We start from the raw sequence: 19,123 nt of genomic DNA, 5'->3' as shown, positions 1-19,123 counted from the left end.
CGGAGGATTTGGTCAATAGCTCACCTCCAACAATGCGAGGCCAGGAAAGACGGCAAAAATGACGGTAAGGGGCAGAACGCCGAACACTATGGGGACCAGCATGCTGATTTCTCTTTTGCCAGCGACTTCCATGAGTTCACGTTTCGCCGCATCACGAACGTCTTGGGCTTGGTCTCGGAGGACTTGAGCAATGGGAGTTCCGCGTTCTGTGGCGACATTGACCGCGTCGACAAAGCGCGTGATCGCACTGACCTGGACTCGGTCGGCCATCTCATTCAGTGCTTTGGCAACGGAGGAGCCAGCACGAATTTCGTTGATCATGGCCGCAAATTCTTCACCGATAACTCCACGGCACGTTGCAGAGATCCGTTCAATGGCACCTACCGTTGACTCACCGGCCCCGACGGCCAAGGCCATAACCTCGGCCACGGTGGGAAATTGTGTCAGGATCTTGCGACGACGTCTTGCCACTTGTTCACCGAGGATCCAACCTCTGAACAGGTAGGCCACTACGCCACAGATGGCGACGAGAAAGACTGATGGCACCAGGTCCAAACTGCGGCCGAGCCCTGCCAACGTCACCACTACTGCCCCGAGGATGATTCCCGCCATCATGCTCAGTACCTGTTGTGTTCGGAAATCGATGACCGACATCTTCGAACCGGCAGCGGCCAGTCGTTTACGCAATACCTGATTTCCGGGATTGTGGGTTCGAATGCGACGACGGATCTGCTCAACGAGCGGGTCAAGGAACTGGACCAGAGCCAAACGGTTGTGGTGTTGTGTCCATCCTTCGACGAGCAGCCGCGAAGGGCGCTGACCGACACGAATATGCGGGGCAATGCGGTCGACAAAAGTACTTGAGCGCCAAGCCGGGACCCGTGCCACGACAAGACACAATCCCACGCCGATGCCGAGTCCGCACAAGACTGCCCACCCGAAATAGCCGCTCATGTCAGTACCCGCTCTTCCACTGGCAGGGTGCCTAGGCGCAACATGATGCGGTAGCAGATTAGCGAGATGACCAGTCCGCCGATGAGTAGCATCACCCCGGCTGGGCTTGTGTACGCCTGTTGCGCCGCGTCTTGTGTGCCAAGGACTAGCAATAAGATCCACGGTGCCGCGACGGCCAGACGAGATGCCGAAACGATCCACGATTGGCGGGCTGCCAATTCACCACGGGTGCGTACCTCATCGCGGAGGAATGCGGCGAGCGTGCTGAGCGTCGTCCCCAGATCGGTGCCACCGACTTCACGAGTGATTCGCAAAGTGGTCAGAATCTTATCCGCCACCGGGTCTGCCAAGCGGTCGGCGAGCTGCTCCAAGGCGATGGTGAACTTTCCCGTTGCCCGGTAATCAAGCGCAAATTCATGAAAAGCGGGGCGCAATATCTCCGGCCCAACCTCAGCGAGTTGGCTAAGCGACTCGGGTAACGACAGACCGGCTCGGATCGCGCTGCGAAGGTGGTCGACAACCTCGGGCCATTGTTCGCGCAACAAGGCTTGTCGTTTCGTGGCCTGATGCCGCAGGTAGGCCCATGGCGCACCGGCGCCAAAAAGGAAGAAGATGGCTGCGAAAAGCATCGAACCGGTCAGCGCTATCGTCAGCAGGGCACTGACGATGGCGCAGGCGAAGGCAATCATGACAAATTTCGCCGGGCTCAGTCCGATAATGCCGGCCCGGAGTAAGGCTTGCCGGATTCTCGACGGTTTCCGCACCGGTTTGCGCCAAGGGTCGAACAGTAACCAGTCCACAGCGAAGGCAATGCCTAACCCTAATGTGGCTCCAATGAGCAGGCTCATATCCGGTCCCCCAACATCTGGGAAATGTTCACACCGGCCAACTCGAACTTACGATGGCTGAAATCCGCGCCGCCCGCCGGAACGAACCGGTCGCCGTGCCGTTCAAAGAGTGTCGAGGTCTCGATCTGACCACCCTCTTCGACGCGGTTCTTCAAGCCGATAATTTCTTCTACGTAGCGCTGCCCTTTAGCGTCTCTTGTGCAGTGCACGACAAGATCAATACAGGACGCCACCGTTTTCGTTACGAAGTCAGCTGTGATGTTTGGTCCCGCTAGTAGCGGCAGTGTACAGATTTTGGTGATGGCGTCTCGCGCGGAATTGGCATGCAGGGTGCATAAACCGGCGATCCCGGAATTCAACGCGATCAGCATGTCGAGCGACTCTGCCTCGCGGACCTCGCCGATCACGATACGGTCCGGGCGCATTCGCAACGCCTCCTTGACCAGACGCCGCATCGTGATTTCTCCGGTGCCTTCGAGATTCGGCAAGCGGGTCTGTAGCCCGACCACGTCTCGATGGGACAGTTTCACCTCAAAAATTTCCTCGATGGTGATAATTCGTTCGCGGGAGCCAATCGCGGAGGCTAAGCAGTTGAGCATGGTCGTTTTACCGGCCTGCGTGGGGCCAGTGACCACAATATTCATGCCGGCGGCGATCGACCAGGAAAGAAACTGTGCGGCCGTTTCGCTGACGGAGCCCAGTGCGATGAGATCTTCCAGCGATGCCGCGCGGGCCACAAACTTGCGGATGTTCACGGCCCAGTGCTCATGGGTAATGTCGGGAATGACCACATGCAGACGCGACCCGTCGGGCAATTGGCAGTCGACGAAGGGTTGTGAGAGGTCGAGCCGTCGCCCCGACATTTTCAGCATGCGTTCGACCAGATCCGCGATTTGACTGGCATCCAGCCGGATATGCGTTAACTCGCTTTGGCCGCTGCGTGCGCAAAAGACCTGATGCGGCTCACGAACTTCAAAACTTCTCTTGCTAGTATCGACCCATGACCAGTCCAATCGATGCCGCGATCTACGTCCGGATCTCACGGGACTCCGAGGCCCAGGGACTCGGGGTCAAGCGCCAAGAGAAGGACTGCCGGGCCCTCGCCGAGCGTCTCGGCTGGCGCGTCGTCGAGGTCTTCACGGACAACGACGTCTCCGCCTCGAAGAAGAAGCCGAGGCCGGCCTACGAGCAGATGATGCGGGCCGTGGAGACCCGGCGCGTCCACGCGGTGGTGGTCTGGGACGTCGACCGGTTGACGAGGAAGCCGCGCGAGCTCGAGGACTGGATCGACCACGCGAACAAGCTCGGGCTGAGCCTGGCCAGCGTCGGCGGCGAGATCGACCTGGCCACCGAGCAGGGCCGGGCCATGGCCCGCATGAAGGGCGTCTTCGCCCGGCTCGAAGCCGAGACGGTCGCCCGGCGGCAACGCGCCAAGCACAAGGAAATGGCGGAGGCCGGCCGGTACATCGGGCCCAGGCCGTTCGGCTACCGCTTCGCAGCGGACCAGGACGGCTCCACGATCAGAGGTTCCGGCAAGCAGCTGGTCGTCGACCCGGCCGAAGCGGCCGTCATCCGGGAGTGCGCGCGCCGGGTTCTGGACGGCGAGAGTCTCTGGGCGATCACCAAGGACCTGAGCGCCCGCGGAATCGAGACGGCCGCAGGGAATGCCTGGCAGACGCAGACGCTGCGCCGGATGCTCATGCGGTGGACCCAGGCCGGCTACCGCAAGCACCAGGAGTACAAGGACGGCCAGTGGGTCGGGCAGCCCCAGCTCTTCGAAGCGGCCTGGGAGCCCATCATCGATCGGGAGACCCACGAGCGGGTCCTCGCGAAGCTGACCGACCCGTCGAGGATCACCAACAAGGGCGATACCGCGCTGAAGTACTTGCTGACGTGGATCGTCCTGTGCGGCGTGTGCGGCAGGCCCATGGTCGGCGTCAAGGGCTACAAGTACACCGTGAAGGGCTACACGCGCGCTGACGGATCGCAATCGCCGAGCAGGGAACGCCACTACTACGCGAAGTACACGTGCGCGCATCAAGGTTGCCACGGCATCACGCGCCGGATGGACGTGGTCGACGAGTTCGTCGAGCGGCATGTCGTCCGCCTCCTGGAGACCGAGGGCGTGCGCATGCTGGGCGGCGACCAAGCGGTCGTGGACGAAGCCCAGCAGCGGATCGAGGAGATCAAGGCGAGGAAGGCCCTGCTCTCCGACCTGGTGATGACCCCGGCCAGCGAGGGCGGCATGGACGAGGAGCAGTTCCGACGCCAGAACGCCAGGCTGACGACGCAGCTCGAGGCCGAGCAGGCCAGGCTGAGGTCGGCGCGCCCGGCCGACGGGCTGGACGAATTCACGGGATCCTCGGCTGCCGCCGCGTGGGACGCCGCAACGGTCGAGAAGAAGCGGCTGCTGCTCCGCGCCTTGATCGAGATGACCGGCCTGACGATCACGGTGGACAAGATCGGTCCCGGGGCCTTCTCGGCCTCGGGGGCGAATCCCTACAGGGGCATCAGGGTCGAGTGGGACGGAGCCGGCGGCTGATCGCCGCTTCACCGTGAGCGCGACACGCTGCCACCGAGGACTGCGCCTGTCGCCATGAATTTTTATAATGGGATCAGCGCGAAGATCGGCCGCGGGGCCAACGACGACAAAGCGCAGGGACGAGCGACCCGAACACTTCTCATTTAGACGCTCGGCCCGGGATGGAGCGAGCGGCGACCGCCGCACCCGTCAATGGATCGGCGACACGGCCACGACGGGCACGGCTCCGGATGACACGTCCTGGAGGGACCGTCATGCCCGCTGCAGTCGCCGAGCACACCACCGCCGAGGAGTATCTCGAAGCATCGATCGAGCGCTTCCTCGCCACCCGCCCTGCGTTCACTGATGAGATGCGCGACCGGCTAGGGGCGGCGCTGAGGCCCCAGCAATCCAACGCAGAACCCGCAATCCGCATCTCAAAGGCGGCATGATCTCCATACCCAACTATCTGGGTTGAGCGCTACGTCCAGCGACGGTGCATCCATCAAGGACGCACAACTTTCGCTTGATCGACCCAGCGAGCCAGAAGGCTGAATGCAGCCAATTGCTCCAGGGCCAGTTGTTCTTGTCCCCCAGAGTCAGTCGAGGGCTGGTGCATACCAGGATTGCGTATGGCCGAATAGAGGCCTTCCGCGAATGCCCGAGCACCTCGGTGGAGATTCTGGTACGTCATACCGCCGTCGTCTTCTGCTACTCGGAGCCTAGGGGCGTCGTCCTTGGGCTCGGCCAGCGAAAAGGCCTCATTGAAAAGCGCAGTCTCGGAGATGTCCATTCTCCCAAGCTTCGCCTGAGTCTCGGCGTTGATCCGGATGGCGGCTTGCATCACGGCTTGGTGATAGTGTCCCGTGTTCCAATACGATCGGCCATTCTCCCATGCCCAGGGGTGGAGGTTAGCGGCATCCATGTCTGGGGCATTGTCGCCCAACTTTTCAGCCAATTCGTCCTGCCGCATGAGGGCGGCTCTGGCTCTGGATGCTTGGTCACGAAGCCATGTGTAATCCTTGTCCTTCGCAGGGCGGTCGTTAGCCCACCCCGGCAGTACGCGATCGAGAATCTGTTCTATGACGTGTGCCCGCTGTGCTGCCTCAGTTTTGGGGCCAACCATCACCGTACCGAAGTAAGCAACTCCTGGCCCCATATTCGGGGTCACTTGTGCAGTGACTTTCAGGAACGCATCAATTTCGGCAACTGCCCACTGGGTGTCTAATCTCGTCATAAGTCTAATTAATACCGGCTGTTAGAAAAATCTTGAAGTTTCAATCCAGAACTTTGCACCTCGCTCAAATTATTGGCTTATTTCGCTGGTCTCATTGGCTAGCATTTTGATTATGAATACAGAGTCGATTGCGCTCATCATCTCATTGCTGTCCTTGGTCATAGCCGCACTTTCAATAGGATGGCAGATCGCGCAATACCTGCTGTCAGCAGGCCGGCCCAAGGCAACGCTTCTGCATGGGCTGGTGTCTAGCGCTGCGGCATACACGGGTCCGGTTGGGAGCGATGAGAAGAAGCGCAGTTTGGACGGACTGCTCCAACAGGGCATTTCCGGAGTTGAAGCCATTGGAATCCAGATTACTAACCATGGACGCGCACCTGTCATTATCGAGAAAATCACGTTATTTCCTCGAGGCGGCACCATGTCACTTGTACCTTTGGGTGAATTAATTGGTCCCGATCTGCCATATAAACTTGAACCCGGCGCAAATTCCAGCTGGTATGTCGACTATCTCCACGCCACAAGACTGATAGCTTCTTCACGTGAAGTTCTCCGAGAGAAAGTATCCGGGGTCTACATGTCGGCCCAATTGGGCACAGGGAAGTCGATCAAAACCCGTCGAACGCTTCGAGCTTAACTATCGTGAAGGTTCAGCAAGGCTCAGGGCGCACTTGGGACAAGGTCCATTCGCAACCCTGTGGGATGACTGACTTACCGGATCGACTGCCGTAGATCATCGCCCGAGGAACGGCGCGACAAGGAGCTTCGATAGAACGTCGCGTTCAAGTCCTAGTTGATGCCGTGGCAAGCCGTCGCGCCGCATCGTCGATCTCGAAGCAATTTATTTAGACCGAACTTTGAATAGTCCTGCTCACTTAGTTCATGAGTAAGGTTGTATGCATGATTACAGGCCACTGCTAACCACAAACACGTTCCTCACTTCAACTCTGCACAGCTTGTAGAGGGTCACTAATTCGAAATGACCGGTACTCGAAGGTCGCTGAAACATCACTTTTGGAGAGATCATGGATCGCAACGAGAAAAAGAAAATGCGCGAGCACATCAGCGAGCACATTGACGTTTCGAACGCACGATTGACGGACGACGAGGCACGATTCTTGAATGACTTCGTCGACGGCTACGACGAGTATCGGGGCAAGTCGGAAACTCGGACGAGCAGTTATACTGGCTGGAGCTCAGACGGGAAATACACCCGGGTGGAGACCACCACGGATACTTTCACCGACGAGGTCGGAATACGAATTAACAATTCCTACAAGGATGATGACGGCCAAAGCGGCGAGTCCAGTACCGAGGTTAAGGACGCGCGAGGAATCCTGAACTGGTTCAAGGATCGCCGCTAGATCCTCATACCGGCTAGCGGGGTCCAGCGCTTCGCCTCAGAACGGGCAAGGGCATCTTCTGCCCGAGGCTTCACACCCGTTCGTGCCGTGACTGGATGATGCAGGAAAGCGTCGAATGATTCGGCGGAACCCACGGCGGAACTCGCTGCGCTACGGGTTCCGATTTGCGTTCCGCACCGACTTCCGGCACCCATTTGCGCAGGTGACGCTCACGAAAGCGGCGCAGCTGCGCGGAAATGCGGACGGAATCCCCCTATTTCTCTCCTTGTTGGTCGAAAAGAAGATAGGGGCATTGCATGCAAAGAGAAGCAGGTGGAAAACTTCCGCAGTTCCGCGGCATCTATGCCGAAGCCGGCGCTTGTGCAGGCCGCCCGAGCCGCACTTGGACGGACGGACGGTGCACCACGACGAGACGACTGCTCAAGTTAATTCTGTCGGTACTGGCCGGGCGTCCGGTCGCCTCGCCCTTCCTCCAGTTGAGCGATCTCATGCTCGATGGCGACCATCGCGGCCTGTGCCTGGTGGAATTCCCACTCGGCACCGCTCGCGCGCTCGCTCTGTTTCGAGAGCTTATGGTGCAGTTCGGCGATCCTGGCTTCGATCCTCCCGCCGTTGCTCACGAGGGCGCTGAGCGCAATCCCGAGCACCTCGGCAGCGGCCGCGGCTTCATCGAGCTTGATCATGCGTCCCGAGTTGGGGTTCTCGATCCTCGAAATCGCACTGGCATCGAGATTGACGTTCAGTATCGCCGACGTTCGCTCCGCCAACTCCGCCTGGCTCATGCCCGCATTCTGACGCTCTTCTTTGAGGCGTCCAGCGAACACTTCACTGTACTTTGGCACACCTGCTCCTCGTCTACTTGACCGCATGTGTTGATCTAACATTACATGGACTCAGTAGTTGATGGACCAACACAGTTGGTTTAGGATGGAAGTAAGGCGGCACTCGGAAGTGCAGCCCTCCGCGTGCGGCCAATCGCTTAGCGTCCTCTGAAGGATGCGGCCGCACAAGAGCGTTCGGTCGTAGTGGCCGTCGCGGCTGAGGCAGGCGCGGACTCGGATCGAGAATACGATCTCTCCGAGAGGACGAACGCGATGGCTGCGACTCCTGCCACCAGCTCTATCGATCACCGCAAAGACGACGAACTGACTGTTCCCGAGGTCGCGCGACGGCTGAAGCGCCACCCCCAGACCGTTCGAGAATACATCCACTCCGGCCTGTTGCCGGCGCACCGGGTCGGCATCGGCATGCGATCAGAATTCCGTGTCTACGAGTCAGATCTCAAAAGAGTCGTCCATCCGGTCGTAGCTGCCGAAATCAGCGGCCATTCTCCCGTCGACCCGCGTTGGCTCGCCGAGCGCATCATCGAACTCTGGCCTCGCCTGCCCGAAGACTTCAAGGCTGAACTGAGTAGGCTTGTCGCCGTTTCCTGATTCCACGAAGAAAGCCCCCGCCGAAGCGAGGGCTCTTCAAATGCATCACCCAATCAGATCACGAGTGGCCGCTCGTGGACGATCCGAAAGGACAACACCATTATGTCAGAACCCGTTGCGCGCAGCAACGCTGCGCAGGACAACCAGGACTTCTCGGAGGCAAGCCGCGCACCCGGGAAGAAGTCGGCGGCGCAGCAGCTCGTCGCGCTGGCGCTAGAGTGCTACGACCTCGGCGTGGACACCGACGACAAGCCCTTCGCCGTACGCAAGGGAGGCCACGTGACGCGCCCGCTCAAGGGCGGCAAGCGATCGCTCCGGAAGGAGCTGGGCGGCCTCTTCTACCGCATGAGCGGCAAGACCGCGTCGCAGAACGCCCTGGCCGAGGCGCTGGATGTCCTCGAGTTCGAGGCCACGGAGACGGAGCCGGTCGAGCTCGCGGTGAGGGTGGCACGGCCGCACGACGGCGAAGTCTATGTCGACCTCGGAGACCAGACCGAACGCGTCGTCCGGATCACCGCCGCCGGCTGGGAAATCCTCGACGGCGACGCCGATGTCCCAGTTCTTTTCCGCCGCTCGGCCCTGACCCTCGCGCTGCCGACCCCGATGTCTGGGGGCAACCTCGATCTGCTCTGGAACTTCGTCAACTCGCCTCGCGAGCACGACCGGCAGGTGATCCGCGGCTGGCTCGTCGGAGCCGTAATGCTCGTCGGTCTCCCCTGCCCTGTCCTGGCACTGCTCGGAGAACAGGGCACTGCCAAGTCGAGCGCCATGCGTAGGATTTTCCAGCTCTTCGACCCGACCAAGGCCGAAGTTCGGATGCCGCCCAAGGACGCCAGCAAGCTCCTTCACTCGCTGCACGGATCGAGGTCCTCCGGCTTCGACAACCTGTCGTCAATCCCCAAGTGGATGTCGGACATCCTCTGCCAGGCCGTCACCGGCGGCTCGGACGTCGACAGGGCGCTGTACACCGACGACGAACAGCGCATCATCGCATTCCAGGGCGTGGTCGGCTTCACCGGCATCGATGTCGGAGCCCTCGCCGGGGACTTCGCTGAGCGGTGCGTCTGGGCCGACCTCTGCGTGATCTCCAGGAGCTCGCGCCGCTCAGAACGCGAACTCAATGCCATGTGGGACGAGGCCTATCCTTCGATGGTCGGCGGACTGTTCGACCTCGTCGCGATGACCCTCGAGAAGCTTCCGGAAGTGGACCTCGACGAGAAGCCGCGCATGGCGGACTTCGCCGAGATCCTGGCGGCAGTCGATCTCGCCACCGGCACGAATGGGCTGGAGCACTACGTCCGGTCGCAGGAATTGGTCTCCGAGGAGATCGTCGCCACCGACAAGTTCCTCTCTGCGATCTCTGCACAGATCACCGATCGCTGGGAAGGAACCGGCAAGGACCTGCACGCACTGCTGCCCCGACCCCTCGATGACAAGTTCTGGCCCGAGCAGCGTGGCGTCAGCGGGAAGCTCAAGAAGGTCGCCCCAGACCTCCGCAAGGCCGGCTGGACCGTCGAGCAGGTCGTGCCCGACCCGAAGAGCAAGCGCCCGAAGACCTGGGTCCTGGTGCCTCCTGGCGCGGATCTCATCACTGCCGCTGACATCGCCGTCGTGCAGGCAGCTCGCGAGCTGCACGAGCTCGACGTCGCGCGGTGGACCGAACGCCTCATCGCCGACGGCATGCATCCCGGGGACGCTGGCGAACGAGCGCTGGTGCTGAGGGAGAGTCCCAAGTTCCACGGAGAAGCAAGTCTCCAGTCGATGGCCCGTGCCTCGCAGTCCATCGACCAGCGCCTCTTCGACGAACTGGGCCGGCTGGGCCTGACGCTCGCCTCATTCGACCGGATCGTCGCCGACCGCGTTGATGCCCAGGAGGTCGGACAGTAATGAGCTTCTACGTCTCACCCACGTCTCTCTTCCCCGAGTTCTATGGCAACTCGGCGATCAAGGCCCTTGCCGGGGCGCATCGCTGGACGGTCTCCGGACGCCTGGGCAACGACATCACTGCGAAGGGCAAGGCGCCCATCGACATGCGCGCCCTGCTCGATACTGGTCGGGTGCGCGGGGCCTGGTCGATCAGCGACCAGTGCCTCGTCACACTGGAGGATCTGGCGGATTCGCTTCCGAACGCTGCCAATGCGGCTTTCTACCTGCAGGCGGCGGTAGATGGCCTGATGGTCATCGACGTCGAACCGTCCTGCCCGGCTGAGATCGCCGCCAATCTGCTCGCACTGCCCGGGTTCCTGTACTCCGAGACCTCGATGTCCGGTCGGGGCTATCACCTCGTGGCCGCGATACCGGACAACTTCCATCACCACGGCATCGCATCATCGAAGCGCGTGCTGCGTGAGGAGCACGGATGGTACGAGATCCTGCTCGACCACTGGGTGACGTTCACGCGCAGGCCAGTCAGCGCGGGCATATGGTCTCAGGCCCGCGCCCAGGACCTCGTGACAGCTCCATTCGCCTCGATCGAGGAGCTCTACGCCTCCCTGGCTTCGAAGGCGAAGCCGTCACCGAACGCCTGCGCGACGGCTATCGGCACCGATGACGAGGCTCCCAGCATCAAGGGCGGCGAGCTGATCATTCAAAGGACGCTGGACGGATCTCGTCAGCGTCTGAAGCGCCTCGACGACTTTGGCGGTGACCATTCGCGTTGGGAGTTCTCGATCCTCGGAACGCTATACAAGGAGATGCGCCGTCACTTGGTCGTCGTCGGATTCCGGAACTTCACTAGGTACTCCGCTGGAGAACAGGCCTGGCTGCTCTACAAGGCAGCTCTGGTTGCGCTCCCGAGCCGGTCCAAGCACACGGAGCGTCGCAACGGCCGACCGTTCCTGCTCGACAGGGCCGCTGCGATGGTCGCTGCGAACCCCTGAAAACCCGAATCTTACGGCTGACTATTTTTGATGTTGCCTACGGACAGTTCCCTGCTTGTCAAACGATGAACCCGTCGGACCTAAAAGCTCTGTTGAACCGCGACCTTACTCAAATGGCACCAATGGATCGAATTCGCCTGGCCGAATAGATTTCAACTCGGTTTAATTGTTGAAAAACTGTAAACTCATATACATTCTCTGGACGCCAATTTACTTCTGATCTCACGAAAGACGCTGTGATCTACACATGATTGTAAAGATTGAGCAGAACGAGCTAGACCCGCTACGTACCGTCATGCGTGACTTGCAAACAGGCGCTGCTAGGTATTACGCGCAGACAGCCTCTGGTTCTGAGCTCGGTTCGACGGTTCGTGCGTTCATCGCCAATTGCCAGGTTCTCAACGACTGGTTTTCAAATGCTATCGTCGATGCTGCGTCATATAAGGCCCTCTATGAAACTCCGCGTCATGCAGGCGTAGACATTATTGATGCCATGAAGTACGTGCGAAACGTCTCGCAGCATGTGCTTCATGTGGTCAAGCCGAGCGACACTGTTTCGCTGATCGGCGGAATATTTGGATTACGAGCCTATGCCGAGTGGGAAGCTATTCCCGACGAAATTCATGGAAAGTTGCGTTCTGGCACGCAAGCACTCAAGCCTGCTTATGAGTCCAATCTCGAAGGCAAAGAGCTGATGAGTACCATGATGGCCGTATTGCGCTTCTACGCTGAGATTGCCCCAACCATCGTTCATCGCGACCAACACGACGAGTGGACTGGTTTTCCTCTTATGAACCAACCGGGGATCTCTGATCCCTTACACCCGGAGGAACCTCGGGCGAACATTGCTCAAGCGCGGGCTTGGATGGATAACCGTCGGCCAGGCGGTGACGCTCGAGTCATCTGCGGTCAAGTAACGATCAACGGCGAGCAATACTTCTATGGTTATACGTTCGTGGGACGCCTATCGTTTACGCCGTTCTACGAGACGACCACACAAATCAATCACGACATTTCGTTGGGTTTCCTCTATTACGAAGGAAATCTGGCCGCAAATGTATCCGATGTCAGTGCTGAGTACCCCGATGCGCTTCAAGGACATGTTATCCACAGCAAAGACGAACTTGCCACCTGGACGATAGTCGTTACCCAGGCCATCGCCGGTGAGGATTGGTGTTCTCCCGGCCTCGATTCCGACAGCTGGCGTAGAGGATGCACCCTCGAGATCCCGGACGCCCTACCAGACTATGTGGCCTACGGTGTAAGGCGGGCCCGACGCCTGAATGCACTTGTTCCCCCTCGACATCTTTAGCGTTCAAGTACTCTCGGTCCAGTACACGGCAGTCGCTTCATCGGGCTCGTTCTGGCGCGTCCCACACTATTGGTCGCACTGCTCTGAGCGACACGCTGGGTCCCACCTAGCCTGGACGCTGACTCCGAATAAAAGTCTCTGGTGCTTTATTCCCGGGCCAGATCCGCGGCACCAAGGCCACGCACGCGGCCAATAAATTAATAGATCGATGAAGCGCTCTAGCATGAGTAAGTAGTCACATTGACCGCTCACGGCCCATCAAGCCCGGACGGTATAGAGGTAAAAGGCTCGGCAGGTCTGGCGGGGGGCTGGAACCTCCGCTTCATTATGATTGAACGCTCAACGGCGTATCCTGGATCACCGATGAGACCGCCGGCCGCGTTATTCATGACGAGAAATACGACCAATTCTACGTCTAGCCAAGACTCGGTGCTGGCCAAGGCCGGGGAGCTTACCGATGACATCAGTCCCCGTTGAAAGGCTGGCCTACGCTGTTCGCCGGTGCCTGGCAGAAACTCGGGCCAAGCTTTGCGGAGCACAGTGGCCCGTGCGAACGTTGGTCGTCTGGCGCGACTGGGAAATGGGTTGCGAAAGTCTTCGGGCAAAATCATCTGACGGAACTGCCTGGTCTCATGATGGTCTCTCGCTGGTCTCGTAGTGGCCAGCTCTGGCCCATCTCCGTCCCGGAAAAGGCCACTCGTCGCACGTGGCATGAACCGCGCTTCGTCCGGGTCTTTTGCGGGTCTGCTTCAGGTCCCGATGCGACCAGGATGCGACCGGCAGCCGCCCATCATCAGACCGCGACAAGACCCGAGAGAGGCCTGGCCTCATTCGGGTCCCACCGCGCCCCGAACGAGACCATCGAAAGCCCGCCTGCGGCCCTTTTAGAGACCTCGGCGAGACCGTCAACGGACCATACCGGGGCGACGCACGATTAGTGTCCGTTGCATGGCCTGATTCTGGTTTTCCTCCGGTCTCCATGCGGGCTGTTCCGGGACCAGCTGCAGACCTCGACAAGTCCAACTCTGGCACCGGAATCGTTCCGCGATTGCCAGCACTTGCTCAAATGCTCGCTGTTCTGCACTCTCGTCGCCGCCAGGCGCGCAGCGCACAGCAGCTTGGCGGAGCCGGCCCACAGGGACCCAGCGAGGCGCGGAGCAACGAGCTGGGTGGGGCCGAGCGGAGCCGGATTCCTCGGAGAGCGCGCAGCGCGATGGACCAGGAAAAGACAGCAGATGGCCGAGCTTGCGAGGCCATCTGTCTGACTTTTCAAACTGGTCCTCGCCGTTGTTGCCAGGGTGTACGGGTCGGTCCTAGACTGGGATGACAGCAGGTCGCATCATCGCCACCGTCCACACCTAACGCGTTCTGGGTGGCGGCGACCTCAGTTCTCCCGGACGCCGGACGCATGGGATCCATCGAAGGATTCCGCCCATGTCCGCTCTCCCCGTTCCCCGCAAGCATCGTCGGCCGAAGCCGGTCAACTACGGCATCCGTCGCGCCCTGCGCCTCGGTCCCGCCGAGGAGGCCGCCGTTGCCTCGATGCGCTCCTCCCTCGCCAAGGCCCGCGGCGTCGACGCGGACGACGTGAAGTTCTCCGACGCGGTGCGCCTGCTCCTGGTCGGCAACGAGAAGGCCGCCCGGGCCATGGCCGGCCAGCCCGAGACGTGGACCCCGTCGCGCACCGTCGAGGTCCCGATGGAGCTCTGGGACGGTCTGAGCGAGTGCCGGAACAGGCTCTCCCATTCTCAGGGCTCGCTCTACAACATCTCCCGCAAGCTCAACTTCGAGCAGGGCGTCTCCCCCGCCGAGCTCCGCGACGCCTTCCGCGCAGTCCAGGAGTCCAAGGACGCGGTCGTCCGCATGGAGGCGGCGCTCGTGGCGTTCGTCGATGGACACCCGGCTGGAGCGGACGCGGAAGCCGGCGACGGTCGGGGCTGACCATGGCCATCGTCTCCTCCCAGTCGACGCGGACCAGCGGGCGCGCGCAGAGCTACGCCAAGAAGGGCGCAGTCGCCATCTCCGCGCTCAACGCCGCCGTGCCGATGTTCGAGCAGCGGCTCGCCGAGGTCCGTGCGCTGCATGGCAAGGACGGGATGCAGCCGCGCTGCGCCGTCGACGAGGACGGGAAGGCGGTGCGCGACGCCACGGGCCGGCCGGTGCCATTGAAGGACGCCAAGGGACAGACCGTCTACGAGTCGAAATACGTCGAGGCCTACTCCCTGGTCGAGAGCTTCGGCCACGACGAGTTGGACCCGGACGACCCCACCTCCTGGGACACCGCCCAGCGCCTGGGCCGGGCGCTGGCCGAGGACCGCTTCCCCGGCCATCCCGTGCTCGTCGCCACCGAGGTCTCCGGGCGCTCCGGATGCGTGCACAACCACCTCATCGTCGGCGCGGTCCACCCGCAGACCGGCAAGAGCATCGACAGCAACCTCGTCACCCATGCCCGCCTCGCGCTGGCCCACGACCGCGTGCTCGCCGAGCAGGGCTTCGAGCAGCGCGCCGACATGAAGGCCAGTTCCGCCGCAGCGCAGCAGGCCATGGACAAGGCCCGCTCCGCCGTGCTCGCCGACCCCGCCAGCAAGGAGCTCTCGCCGAGCATGCTGCGGCGCAGGCTCGCGGCAGCCGAAGGGTCCGTGCGCCTGCAGCGCCAGAACGGCGCTCCGGCTTCGCAGGCGCGGCAGGAGCGCCGCCTGCGCGAGTTCGACCGGTACCGGCTCAACGAGCGCGACCGGGAGGTCGCCGCCGGGATCGGCACCGCTCCCCCGAAGGAGCGGTTCTCGGAGATCGAGCTCGAAGCGCGGATCCGCCGCACGCTCGCCGACCCGCGCCTGCAGTCCTGGGACGACGCGACGGCGATCGGCCGCGAGCACGGCGTGACGGTGGCCCGTCGCGGGCAGGACATCGGCTACGGCATGATGCTGAGGCAGCCCGACGGCACCCTCGCGGAGCCCTCCCGCGCCCACACCCGCCGCGGCCAGCGCCTCGGCGACGGGTTCCGCGTTGCCGACGTGGAAGCAGCCATGGAGCGCAACGCCGAGCTCCAGCGCGCCACGCTGGCACAGCAGGAGACGAAGGACCCGGTCCAGGACCTGCAGGACTGGCTGAGCAGCAGAGAGTACGAGGCCGAGTTCGAACGGCTGCGGCACGAGCAGGAGCTGGCAAGGCAGGAACGGGCAGGGCACGACGACGCCTGGGACGGGAGCCGGACGGCAATCGCTGGATCGCCCGAGAACCCGCCGCAGGAACCTTCGATCCAGGATGAGTCCGAAGCAGCCGCGCCGCCAGCGTTCCGGTCGCGGCTGCGCGAGATCGGGCGCAGCAGACTTTCGGAGAGCATGCAGCGGCGCTTGGACGGACTGGCGGCGCTCGAAGAGGACTACCGCGATGCCGGGTACCAGCCCGACCCCGCCTTCGTGGCACGGATCCGCTCCTGCGGCGGGCTAGGACGCTCGACGCTCGAGAAGATCTCCTCCCGGCTCGAACCGGGCCTGCGCGAGCAGCTCGAGCTGTACGTGGACAAGACCGAGCTCAAGGACCAGTCCTACAGGGAGGACCAGCGGCTGGAGAAGGCGATCCGCCAGGACGAGAAGCAGCACCCCTACGGCCGCCCCGTCGGGCAGCGCGACGTCCGCGACGAGCTGCGGCACGAACGCGCCTACCACCGGGACCGCCACCGCCGGCTGGAGCAGGACCTCGGCTCCGGGACCCTGGAGAAGGACACGCCCGGGGCGCAGGCCGAGAGGACCCCGCTGCAGCGCCGGCTCGACGCGGCCCGCTCCGAGAGCCGGGAAGCCAACGACCGCAGCAGGCAGGCGGACCAGGACCACGGACACGGGATGTGAAGGGAGGTGAAGCAATGATCATCAGCAGCAAGGACCGCGCGGACCGGCTGGATGCCATGGCCCGGGCGCTGGAACGGCAGGCCGACGAGGCCGAGGCGTTCTCGCACGGCAGCTGGATGGCCGGAGGACGTCCGAGCCGGTCGCACTACCAGGACCTCGACGCCGTCGAGGAGACCAGGGCACGGGCCCGAGGGTACCGCCAGGAGGCACGGCAGCTGCGCCGGAGCACGGCGCAGTAGAACCACAGGGAAAGGAAGAACGATGGCACAGAACCAGAACATCGACCAGCGGCAGGCGGCGCGCATGCAGCGCCTGCTCGCGACGCAGGGCCAGCGGGCCGTGCAGCGCCGGTTCGGCGAGCAGGCGCTGGGCTCCGAGGAGTTCCAGCAGGCCAGGCAGCATGAGGCCCAGCGCCAGCGGCGCGGCCAGGAGGTCTGGGCGGAGTCCCGCCGCCAGGCCGCCCTGGAGCAGGAGCGCCGCCAGGAAGCGCAGGAGCAGCAGCGCAGGGAAGCCGAGGCCGAGGCCCGCGAACAGGACCGGGCCGCGCAGGAAGAAGCGCAGCGCCAGCAGCAGGAGCAGGAGCAGGAGCGCACCGACCAGGAACAGGCCGAGCAGTCGCGGCTGGAGCAGCGCGAGCAGGACCGCGAGCAGCACCAGGCCGACGAGCACGAGCCGGACGGCGCGGGCCGCGGGCGCGAACGGGTCCAGGACGAGCTGCGGGCCGCCCGCGCGGAGACCAGCGCTGCGAACCGGGCCGCGAAGGAGATCGAGAAGGAGCGCAGCCACGGCATGAGCAGGTAGCGGCTCGACGGAAGGAGGGCAGCGAGGAGGGCCGGGACCAAGCAGTCACGGCCCTCCTCGCTGCCTCGGGGTCAGCCCGCGCGCAGGCTGGTCGAGTCGATGTCGGGGACGGAGACGAGCAGGCCGGGCCCGCCGCCGACCAGCAGCCGTGCCTGGCCCCTGCGCCGCGGCAGCAGCTCCGCCGCGCTCTGCGCCTCGACGCGGTCCCGGGACCTGGACGCGCGGTTAGTGGCATCGGTCGACGAGGTCGTGCGCTCCTCTTCCCCGGCTGCCCAGGCCGCGTCTTCCAAGAAGTCTTTCTCCGCGGCCCCGGTCCCCGGGTACACCAGCACCGCCGGGAAGGTGTCGCGCAGGATCTTCAGCCCGGCGCTCCCCCAGCGCGGCTCGAACTGGCTGGAGGACTGCAGGCCCACGACCATGCGGATCCCCAGGCCGCGGGCCTCGCCGACGATCTGCGGCAGCGCGGGCAGCGGCGCGCCGTTCGCCAGCTCGTCGAGCACCATCAGCAGCGGGTCGAGCCGCCCGACGCGCTTGCGCCAGTGGTTGATGCACTGCATGATCACCGCCGTCGCCGCCGGGGCGGCGCTGCCGTCGAAGGGCGACACGATGTACAGCGTCGCGCCGCGCTCCTCGAGCATCGAGGGATGGAACGGGATGCCCGTGCCGTCGCCGGCCACGGACTCCAGCGTCCACGGGGTCAGCGCCATCAGGCAGTTGATCGCCACGCTGTCCCGCTGCCTCGGGTCCCGCCGCTTCGCCGCCAGCAGCGACTGCGCGTGACGGGAGCGCAGCAGCGCCTTCGAGCGCAGGTACGCCGTGTCCCAGTTCGGCGTCGCGTAGTCGACCGGGGCGTCGGGGTCCGGCTGGTCCTCGTCGCCGCCGATGTCCTCGGCCGCTGCCAGGGCCCAGGCGATGCCTCCGCCCCAGAGCGGCTCCCCCGTCGGGTCCTCGGGGTCCGGCAGCCAGCCGCCGGCGCGCAGGAAGTTCGCCAGGGGCCTGGTCGCGAGCGCCTTCCACTGCGCCGACTCGTCGCTGGAGCCGCCGGTGCCGCCAGCGCCCAGGGTGCCGACCGCGTGCAGCAGGCTGGACATGTTCACGGCCTCGTCGTCGTTCGACACCAGGGCGCACGGGTCGGCCACGACCCGCTGGACGTCGATGCCGTGCAGCTCGGACTCGCGCACTTCCCCGGACAGGTCGAGCAGGTACACCGGGCCGCTCCGGGCCCGCTGCCTGATCGTGAGCTCGGCGAGGTCGCCCTTCGAGGACATCGCGACGACCGGGCGGTCGCCCCAGAGCACCACGTTGGGCCCGAGGCAGGACCTCGTCTTGCCCGAGCCCGTCTTGCCGATTACCGCCAGGTGCGGAGCCGTGGCGGCGATCTGCCCGGCCTTCTGCCCCGCGTTGGGCTCGATCCCGCTGCCGTCGTCGGCGGGCTGGTCGACCAGGACCAGGCCCGCGTACGGGGTGTCGCCCCGGTGCTGCGCTGCATTCTTTCCGGTGGGAGCTCTCATGGCTGCCCCTCCCGCATCTCCTCCGTTCGTCGAGGTGTGCCAGGGGTCCCTGGGCCTCGTTCTACCGCCGTCTCGTGGCGTCCTACGCCCCTTGCCGGGGATCGGCGGCGTCGCCGCCTTCGGGTCTTCTGGGCCTGCCAGCGCCTCGGCGCGTTCCGCCGTGGGCGCTGGCCGGGGCCATCTCGGCGATCTTCGCCGCCAGCAGCGGATCGGCCTCGGCCGCGAGGACCGCGCCGCGCACCCAGCGCGCGCTTGACATCCCCGCGCCGTCGGCGAGCCTGGCCAGCCGGGCGGCGTGCTCGTCGTCGATCTCGATCCTCATGGATCAATCATCCCGGAAGGCTTGATTTAATTCAAGGCGGCAGTCTAGAATAGAAGCACGCCGAGGCGGAGACGAGCCGCCTGATCGACACTG

19 protein-coding genes are annotated in these 19,123 nt (G+C 63.4%); 12 read left to right on the top strand and 7 right to left on the bottom strand.

Features of this window, described 5'->3' with window-relative positions; all coding sequences use genetic code 11:
- Positions 1-12: 12 nt before the first annotated feature.
- The 3 genes from ACJD00_RS06125 to ACJD00_RS06115 are packed head-to-tail and all read right to left on the bottom strand — an operon-like array spanning position 13 to position 2,815.
- Positions 13-954 carry a type II secretion system F family protein gene (locus ACJD00_RS06125; RefSeq protein ID WP_418908938.1) on the bottom strand — a complete coding sequence of 314 codons (942 nt, stop codon included), beginning with the start codon at positions 952-954 and terminating at the stop codon, positions 13-15.
- A complete protein-coding gene (locus ACJD00_RS06120) occupies positions 951-1,802 on the bottom strand; it encodes a type II secretion system F family protein (RefSeq protein WP_418908937.1) in 852 nt (283 codons plus the stop codon). The genes ACJD00_RS06125 and ACJD00_RS06120 overlap by 4 nt, the downstream gene beginning before the upstream one ends.
- Positions 1,799-2,815, bottom strand: coding sequence for a CpaF family protein (locus ACJD00_RS06115; RefSeq protein WP_418908936.1), 1,017 nt, complete (start codon positions 2,813-2,815; stop codon positions 1,799-1,801). Before ACJD00_RS06115 ends, ACJD00_RS06120 begins: the two co-directional genes overlap by 4 nt.
- Between ACJD00_RS06115 and ACJD00_RS06110 the strand changes: the two genes are divergently transcribed.
- Together ACJD00_RS06110 and ACJD00_RS06105 are read left to right on the top strand one after the other, a co-directional pair.
- Positions 2,803-4,344 carry a recombinase family protein gene (locus ACJD00_RS06110; protein ID WP_418908935.1) on the top strand — a complete coding sequence of 514 codons (1,542 nt, stop codon included), beginning with the start codon at positions 2,803-2,805 and terminating at the stop codon, positions 4,342-4,344. The genes ACJD00_RS06115 and ACJD00_RS06110 overlap by 13 nt on opposite strands.
- Positions 4,345-4,598: 254 nt before the next feature.
- A complete protein-coding gene (locus ACJD00_RS06105; protein ID WP_418908934.1) occupies positions 4,599-4,775 on the top strand; it encodes a hypothetical protein in 177 nt (58 codons plus the stop codon).
- A gap of 53 nt (positions 4,776-4,828) precedes the next feature.
- Here the strand turns inward: ACJD00_RS06105 and ACJD00_RS06100 are convergent, their stop codons facing one another.
- Complete coding sequence (locus tag ACJD00_RS06100; protein WP_418908933.1) at positions 4,829-5,560, bottom strand: TIGR02391 family protein; 732 nt, start codon at positions 5,558-5,560, stop codon at positions 4,829-4,831.
- Between the two features lie 112 nt (positions 5,561-5,672).
- Between ACJD00_RS06100 and ACJD00_RS06095 the strand changes: the two genes are divergently transcribed.
- Positions 5,673-6,197 carry a phosphoribosylamine--glycine ligase gene (locus ACJD00_RS06095; RefSeq protein WP_418908932.1) on the top strand — a complete coding sequence of 175 codons (525 nt, stop codon included), beginning with the start codon at positions 5,673-5,675 and terminating at the stop codon, positions 6,195-6,197.
- Positions 6,198-6,585: 388 nt separating this feature from the next.
- Positions 6,586-6,924 carry a hypothetical protein gene (locus ACJD00_RS06090; protein ID WP_418908931.1) on the top strand — a complete coding sequence of 113 codons (339 nt, stop codon included), beginning with the start codon at positions 6,586-6,588 and terminating at the stop codon, positions 6,922-6,924.
- A 425-nt stretch (positions 6,925-7,349) separates the two neighbouring features.
- Here ACJD00_RS06090 and ACJD00_RS06085 read toward each other — a convergent pair whose 3' ends face one another.
- Positions 7,350-7,793 (bottom strand): helix-turn-helix domain-containing protein, encoded by a 444-nt coding sequence (locus ACJD00_RS06085; RefSeq protein WP_418908930.1) that lies wholly within the window; start codon positions 7,791-7,793, stop codon positions 7,350-7,352.
- A gap of 225 nt (positions 7,794-8,018) precedes the next feature.
- On the opposite strand from ACJD00_RS06085, the gene ACJD00_RS06080 reads away from it, so the two are divergent.
- The 8 genes from ACJD00_RS06080 (at position 8,019) to ACJD00_RS06045 (ending at position 17,197) form a co-directional block, all read left to right on the top strand.
- A complete protein-coding gene (locus ACJD00_RS06080) occupies positions 8,019-8,357 on the top strand; it encodes a helix-turn-helix domain-containing protein (protein WP_418908929.1) in 339 nt (112 codons plus the stop codon).
- 102 nt (positions 8,358-8,459) lie between these two features.
- A complete protein-coding gene (locus tag ACJD00_RS06075) occupies positions 8,460-10,244 on the top strand; it encodes a hypothetical protein (protein WP_418908928.1) in 1,785 nt (594 codons plus the stop codon).
- A complete protein-coding gene (locus tag ACJD00_RS06070; protein ID WP_418908927.1) occupies positions 10,244-11,236 on the top strand; it encodes a hypothetical protein in 993 nt (330 codons plus the stop codon). The genes ACJD00_RS06075 and ACJD00_RS06070 overlap by 1 nt, the downstream gene beginning before the upstream one ends.
- Before the next feature lie 247 nt (positions 11,237-11,483).
- Positions 11,484-12,548 (top strand): hypothetical protein, encoded by a 1,065-nt coding sequence (locus tag ACJD00_RS06065; protein ID WP_418908926.1) that lies wholly within the window; start codon positions 11,484-11,486, stop codon positions 12,546-12,548.
- A 1,434-nt stretch (positions 12,549-13,982) separates the two neighbouring features.
- On the top strand, positions 13,983-14,489 hold the full coding sequence (locus tag ACJD00_RS06060) for a hypothetical protein (protein WP_418908925.1): 507 nt from the start codon (positions 13,983-13,985) through the stop codon (positions 14,487-14,489).
- Positions 14,490-14,491: 2 nt separating this feature from the next.
- On the top strand, positions 14,492-16,396 hold the full coding sequence (locus ACJD00_RS06055) for a relaxase/mobilization nuclease domain-containing protein (protein ID WP_418908924.1): 1,905 nt from the start codon (positions 14,492-14,494) through the stop codon (positions 16,394-16,396).
- On the top strand, positions 16,393-16,635 hold the full coding sequence (locus tag ACJD00_RS06050) for a hypothetical protein (protein ID WP_418908923.1): 243 nt from the start codon (positions 16,393-16,395) through the stop codon (positions 16,633-16,635). Before ACJD00_RS06055 ends, ACJD00_RS06050 begins: the two co-directional genes overlap by 4 nt.
- A 22-nt stretch (positions 16,636-16,657) precedes the next feature.
- Positions 16,658-17,197: a hypothetical protein gene (locus ACJD00_RS06045; RefSeq protein ID WP_418908922.1), complete on the top strand. Its 540-nt coding sequence runs from the start codon at positions 16,658-16,660 to the stop codon at positions 17,195-17,197.
- A gap of 71 nt (positions 17,198-17,268) precedes the next feature.
- Here ACJD00_RS06045 and ACJD00_RS06040 read toward each other — a convergent pair whose 3' ends face one another.
- Together ACJD00_RS06040 and ACJD00_RS06035 are read right to left on the bottom strand one after the other, a co-directional pair.
- Positions 17,269-18,708, bottom strand: coding sequence for a type IV secretory system conjugative DNA transfer family protein (locus tag ACJD00_RS06040; RefSeq protein ID WP_418908921.1), 1,440 nt, complete (start codon positions 18,706-18,708; stop codon positions 17,269-17,271).
- An 82-nt stretch (positions 18,709-18,790) separates the two neighbouring features.
- Positions 18,791-19,030 (bottom strand): hypothetical protein, encoded by a 240-nt coding sequence (locus tag ACJD00_RS06035; protein WP_418908920.1) that lies wholly within the window; start codon positions 19,028-19,030, stop codon positions 18,791-18,793.
- Positions 19,031-19,123 lie beyond the last annotated feature (93 nt).

Source organism: Glutamicibacter endophyticus, assembly GCF_048457885.1.
GTDB lineage: Bacteria > Actinomycetota > Actinomycetes > Actinomycetales > Micrococcaceae > Glutamicibacter > Glutamicibacter endophyticus.
This window is presented reverse-complemented; position numbering and strand designations above follow the sequence as displayed.